The sequence below is a fragment of the Bowmanella yangjiangensis genome, assembly GCF_017255015.1.
GTDB classification, from domain to species: Bacteria; Pseudomonadota; Gammaproteobacteria; order Enterobacterales; family Alteromonadaceae; genus Bowmanella; species Bowmanella yangjiangensis.
Genome location: NZ_JAFKCS010000065.1, coordinates 1 through 5,131, shown reverse-complemented (window position 1 = coordinate 5,131; position 5,131 = coordinate 1). Strand labels below are relative to the sequence as shown.

The 5,131-nt window shown below is 66.0% G+C and carries 7 protein-coding genes; 6 read left to right on the top strand and 1 reads right to left on the bottom strand.

Annotated features, from left to right (window positions below; all coding sequences use genetic code 11):
* Window positions 1–315: 315 nt before the first annotated feature.
* The 6 genes from J0A65_RS21375 (at window position 316) to J0A65_RS21350 (ending at window position 2,934) form a co-directional block, all read left to right on the top strand.
* Entirely contained in the window at window positions 316–591 is a 276-nt protein-coding gene (locus tag J0A65_RS21375) for a hypothetical protein (RefSeq protein WP_037053679.1), read from the top strand.
* 112 nt (window positions 592–703) lie between these two features.
* Window positions 704–958, top strand: coding sequence for a 30S ribosomal protein S21 (rpsU, locus tag J0A65_RS21370; RefSeq protein ID WP_047590530.1), 255 nt, complete (start codon window positions 704–706; stop codon window positions 956–958).
* 82 nt (window positions 959–1,040) lie between these two features.
* Window positions 1,041–1,391, top strand: a complete 351-nt coding sequence (locus tag J0A65_RS21365; protein ID WP_206596357.1) for a VOC family protein — start codon at window positions 1,041–1,043, stop codon at window positions 1,389–1,391.
* Window positions 1,384–1,782, top strand: a complete 399-nt coding sequence (locus J0A65_RS21360) for a hypothetical protein (protein WP_206596356.1) — start codon at window positions 1,384–1,386, stop codon at window positions 1,780–1,782. Before J0A65_RS21365 ends, J0A65_RS21360 begins: the two co-directional genes overlap by 8 nt.
* An 89-nt stretch (window positions 1,783–1,871) precedes the next feature.
* A complete protein-coding gene (locus J0A65_RS21355; RefSeq protein ID WP_037053676.1) occupies window positions 1,872–2,504 on the top strand; it encodes a LysE family translocator in 633 nt (210 codons plus the stop codon).
* On the top strand, window positions 2,488–2,934 hold the full coding sequence (locus J0A65_RS21350; protein ID WP_206596355.1) for a hypothetical protein: 447 nt from the start codon (window positions 2,488–2,490) through the stop codon (window positions 2,932–2,934). The genes J0A65_RS21355 and J0A65_RS21350 overlap by 17 nt, the downstream gene beginning before the upstream one ends.
* 4 nt (window positions 2,935–2,938) lie before the next feature.
* Here the strand turns inward: J0A65_RS21350 and J0A65_RS21345 are convergent, their stop codons facing one another.
* Window positions 2,939–4,843, bottom strand: a complete 1,905-nt coding sequence (locus J0A65_RS21345; protein WP_206596354.1) for a sensor domain-containing diguanylate cyclase — start codon at window positions 4,841–4,843, stop codon at window positions 2,939–2,941.
* Window positions 4,844–5,131 lie beyond the last annotated feature (288 nt).

Genomic DNA, 5,131 nt, shown 5'->3' with positions numbered 1-5,131 from the left:
CCGCGTAACCACCGCGAGAACGCAGGCCGCAAGAATGCCGGGCAAAAGCGCACGCCCGGACGAAGGCATGACAACCCTCGTCCGGGAAAGTTCAGCGGCCCCGCACACCTCGGCAAAATGCGTCAGGCGAGGTTCAGCCGGCTCGCCCGATACGGCTCGGGCGAGTGCTCGTGACGGGCGTTGCAGCCGTTCCAAAGGCGGTATGCGGGCGACCCAGCACCGTCATGCCGGGCAGACGAAACGCCCCGCCCCATCCCCCTGCGCAGAGAACCTGCTAGGCTCAGCGCCCAGACCTACTTCGGAAAGCATTCACGGATGAATAATCAGACGCCTCGTTCGAAAGGGCTGCGAGCCTTCAATGCCCTGTGCGCCACCTGCCTGATCGGCGCGCTGATCTATCTGCTGACGATGGGCGTGCACGCCGTTGCCGTGGCCGCCATGCTGGTTTCCATCGCCGCAGTGGCTGTCCCGCTCACCTGGGGCGACGGCGGCATCCTGGAGGTGGTAACCGGGACGGTCGAGGCGATCATCGATGGACTTCTGGCCCTCATCGAGGGGATGATCAGCGTCCTCTCCGGCCTGTTCAGCTAGCGCCCCGGAGCACGACCGGAATCACCCGCCGCGCCGGAACCCGGCAAGGCAACTCCCTTCCAGCGCATCAGCGCTACTGAATGGACAGGCGTCAGTCCGTAAAACGCCAGACATGCCCGTAACCGTCGACGTGACATCCGCTGACTCACTGGAAGTTGCACTCGCAAGGCTGAACCGCAAGGTAGGCGCCGAACTGGGCCGCCGCTGGTACAAGCGGCGGTTCGGCTACTTCGAGAAGCCTTCGGCGCTGCGCCGCAAGCGCAAGCAGATGGACAAACTGGCCATCGCCTCCGGCGGCGGCCTGTGCCTGAAAATCGGGCTGAAGGAGCAGTTCTGCAGACATGCAGGCAGCGGCGTCGGCCGCTGACGTCGGTGCAGGCGCACTCGCTCAACCCGGTGACTTGGCCTAACCTCCATAGCGCACGCTCGCTTACCCCCAAGGAAGCCACATGAACGTCAAACGGATCATTGCCAATCTTCACGCAGCGCAACCAGCGGAGGTGGATGAGTTCTATCGGCTGATCCTGGGCCTCGAACTGGTCATGGACCATGGCTGGATTCGCACCTATGCTGGTTCCGAGAGGATGGCGGTGCAGGTCAGCTTCGCCAGCGAGGGCGGCTCGGGCACGCCAGTGCCCGACCTGTCCGTCGAGGTGGATGATCTCGACGAGGCGTTGCGACGTGTCGCGGAACAGCGGATTCCCATCGAGTACGGGCCGTCGCATGAGCCCTGGGGCGTTCGCCGTTTCTACGTCAGGGACCCGCTCGGCAACCTGATCAACATCCTCCAGCATGTCTGAAGCGCCTCTGCGCGCGTCGACGATCGAGACCCTGAACATGTTCATACCCCTAGCCACTGCGGTACTGCTCGGCCTGGCGACGCCCCTGGCCCATGCTGACGACTCGAACCCGCCTGACGGGCTGCTCAGACCCAATGCCGAGGAAGCCGCGGATGTGATCGCGGCGCTGACCGGGCTCGAGCAGATGCGTGCGGAGATGACCGTGACGCTCGGCACCTGCGTGCCTGCACTCGAGGCGCAACACCCTGGGCAGATCGCCTGCACCTTCGCCCTGAAAGTCGGCGCAGGCAGCTCGGAATCACAAGCGGACTTCTACAAGATCGGCGACGCATGGCAGGCTCAGCCAAGCGTCTCCCAGGACCTGCTTCCATTTCCTGATCCGGCCCTCTAATGTGGCTGCTCACGGCCCTGGCGGAGCCTCTGCGGATTCGCCGGGCAGCCGCGTAGACAGCCACGTTCCAGCCAATCAGCAGGCGCCCCATGAATCTCGAAACAGCCGTTGCCTTTTCCGCCGTGGCCGGCATCGCAGTCGTCAGCCCCGGACCGGCGATCCTGCTGGCGTTACGCAATGGGCTGAGCTTCGGCGTGCGGGCGGTGGTGTGGTCGTCGCTGGGCAACATCATGGGCCTGTTCTGCCTGTCCGCCGCGGCGATGCTGGGCCTGGGGCTACTGCTCAAGTCCTCGGCCCTGCTGTTCAGCGTCGTCAAGGTGCTGGGCGCCATGTACCTGTTCTACATCGGCCTGCGCCATCTGCTGGGGCGTGCCTCGCTGCTCCAGGTGGAGGCCAGCCAAGCCGCCGAGCGCCGCGCCTACAGGCCCTTTCGGCTCTATCGCGAGGCGCTGTTCATCGCCGCGTTCAACCCCAAGCCGATCCTGTTCTTCACGGCGCTGTTTCCACAGTTCGTCGACACCCGTGAGCCCTTGCTGCCGCAGTTCTTCATCCTCACCGGGATCTTCATGCTGCTGTCGTTCATCACCCTGGTCGCCTATGCCTCGCTGGCGGCACGGGCCAGGCAGGCGTTGCAGCGCCCCTCGTTCGTGACCTGGGTGAACCGGGTATTCGGCAGCGTGTTCATTGCCTTCGGCGCAGCGCTTCTTGCGCTGCGGCGTTAGGACCGGGGCCCTGAGCGCATTGGGCAGGCACATCCTCTGGCTGGACTGCATCGCCGCCGCACTCGCCGGTCTGCTCGTGCTGCTGTTCGCCACCTGGCTGAGCGCCTGGTACGCACTGCCGCCGGCACTGCTGCACAGCATCGGCGTGGTCAACATCGCCTATGCCTGCTTTTCCTTCTCCCTGGCCATCCGTACCCGGCGCCGCGAAGGCCTGATCAAGTTGCTGGCGCTGGCCAACGGCGCATGGGCAGCGCTCTGCCTGGGCATCACGGCCGCCCTTGCCCAGAGCATGGCGCTACCGGGCGTCGTCCACCTGCTCGGCGAGGCCGTGTTCGTCGGTGGTCTGGGCCTGCTGGAGTGGCGCTGGCGTCGGCAGCTGCTGGTGGCCGACGGCCCCAGGCCCTCGACGTCTTCCAGCACCGGGCAGTAGCGCCCTACTCCGGCGCGCAGTGAAAGCGGTTCTTGCCGGCGTGCTTGGCCACGTACATGGCCTGGTCCGCCTGTTTCAGCAGGTCCGCGCCATTGTCGGCCTGCAGCGGATACAGGGCGGCGCCCACGCTCGCCGATATGCGTGCCGGATGGCCGTCCAGGTCGAACGGCTGCGCCAGGACATCCAGCACCTTGAGCGCCACCGCCGCGCAATCCTGGCGACTGTGCAGGCTGGCGAGCAGGATGCCGAATTCGTCACCGCCGAAGCGCGCGACCATATCGCTGCTGCGCACACAGCCTTCCAGGCGCCTGGCGGCCATCTGCAACAGGCAGTCGCCTGCCGTATGGCCGTGGCGGTCGTTGATCGCCTTGAAGCCGTCCAGGTCGATATACAGTACGGCGCACAACTGCTCCTGACCGCGCACCGCGTCGAGCGCCTGGTCGAGCCGCTGGCGGAAGCGGACCCGGTTGGCCAGACCGGTCAGCGCATCGTGCTGCGCCTCGTGGGACAGACGTGCCTCCAGGCGCTTGCGCTCGGTGACGTCCTGCGCGACCAGCACCAGGAACGCCGGGTGGCCCTGACGCTTGCGCACGACGCTCACGGCCTCGCACACCCAGAGCAGCGAGCCATCCTCGCGCCGGTAGGTCTTCTCGATCTCCGGGGAAAGCGCGCCGCCGTCGCTGGCCAGCTGCTCGCGCAGGAAAGTCCGGGCGGCGCTGGCCACCTCGGGATCGCTCAGGTCGAAGATGTTGCCGCCCTGCAAGCGCTCGGGCGGGCGTCCGAGCATGCGCGAGAAAGTCTCGTTGACACGCAGGATCCGGCCTTCGGGGCTGATATGGGCAATGCCCATGGCCGCCTGGTGGAAGGTCGCGCGGAACAGCGCTTCGCTGCCTTGCAGGGCATCGGTCGCCGCGCGCTGGCGGACCAGCATCAGCGCCAGCACGCCGACGAACAGCATCACCACCAGGGAGACACCGACGGCCGCCAGCAGATAGGTGGTGCGGCGCTGCAGGGTCGTGGCCATTTCCTCGTCGTAGGCCGTGGCCACGGTGACCATCAGCGGATAGTCGGCCATGCTGCGGTAGCTGACGATACGGGCGACGCCATCGAGCCCCTGGCCGCTGTCGTAGAAGTCATCGGTGCGGCGCTGTTTCTGCCGCTGAAACCAGGCCAGCGACTCGCCGCTCAGGCCGAACTCGCTGCGTGCGCCGATCTTGCGCGCGCGCACCACGCCATCCAGACCGCTGAGTTCGAGCAGCCCCTGCGCGCCCAGGTCGACCTGTTGAAAGAACTGCGTGACGTCCTGCGGACTGATGGCCATCACCACCACCCCTGCGAAACGGCCGTCCGCGTGCTCGATACGCAGCGACATGGGGATCAGCCAGCGCTTGGACACACGCCCGAAGACCGGCTGGCTGATGAACAGGTGGTCGATGCGCGCATCGCGTTGCGCAGTGAAGAATTCGCGATCGGCGTAGTTGACCGGGCCGGTGCTCCGGCTGCTGCTGACGATGTCGCCATGCTCGTCCACCACGCTGATGATGGTGAACATCTCCTCGCGGATCACCCCCTCCTCGACCCAGCGCCGCAGGTCGATCGCCCTGCCCTGCAGACGGTACTGCTCGCGCACGAACGCCGCCACCTGCTCGGCCGCCTTCAGCGCGCGGGACACCTGCTGCTCGAAGGCGATGGCCAGACTGGCGTTGGCCTTCATTTCCGCCGCCAGTGCCTGCTCACGCTCGAAGGCGATGCGCTGCAGGGTGATCAGCCAGACAACCAGGATGAAAACGCTCGCCAGCACCACCAGCAGGTTCAGGGGCGTTGCGGTTCGGGGGCCTCTGGCGACGCGTTCAGGTGCGTCACTCGGCTGTCTGGGCGGGGTCATCGCCTTGTTCTCCAGGGCATCCACGGGCTGTATCCTGCTAGTCGTTGGGCGAGGAGCACGCCCCTGAAACCCGCTATCGTTCAGCGTCACGGGGCTTGATCCAGCGCCTTGCGTTGAATCATAGGCACTGCCGCGCCACTGTGCTGCCATCAGTCTGCAACGGATTTTGCCCGATAATGCGGCATGCGGCAGACTGACACCCCTGCTTGACCCATCATGGCAAGCCGAGCGACATCGGCGCCGATCCTGCTGATTTTCTTCGACAATCGCTACCCTCGAGGCCCGTCTTGGACACCACGGTCTTTCTCGCCG

Bases quoted from the DNA above. Each gene is read 5' to 3' on its own strand.
- J0A65_RS21375 (WP_037053679.1), top strand. From the start codon at position 316: ATGAATAATCAGACGCCTCGTTCGAAAGGGCTGCGAGCCTTCAATGCC.
- rpsU (WP_047590530.1), top strand. From the start codon at position 704: ATGCCCGTAACCGTCGACGTGACATCCGCTGACTCACTGGAAGTTGCA.
- J0A65_RS21365 (WP_206596357.1), top strand. From the start codon at position 1,041: ATGAACGTCAAACGGATCATTGCCAATCTTCACGCAGCGCAACCAGCG.
- J0A65_RS21360 (WP_206596356.1), top strand. From the start codon at position 1,384: ATGTCTGAAGCGCCTCTGCGCGCGTCGACGATCGAGACCCTGAACATG.
- J0A65_RS21355 (WP_037053676.1), top strand. From the start codon at position 1,872: ATGAATCTCGAAACAGCCGTTGCCTTTTCCGCCGTGGCCGGCATCGCA.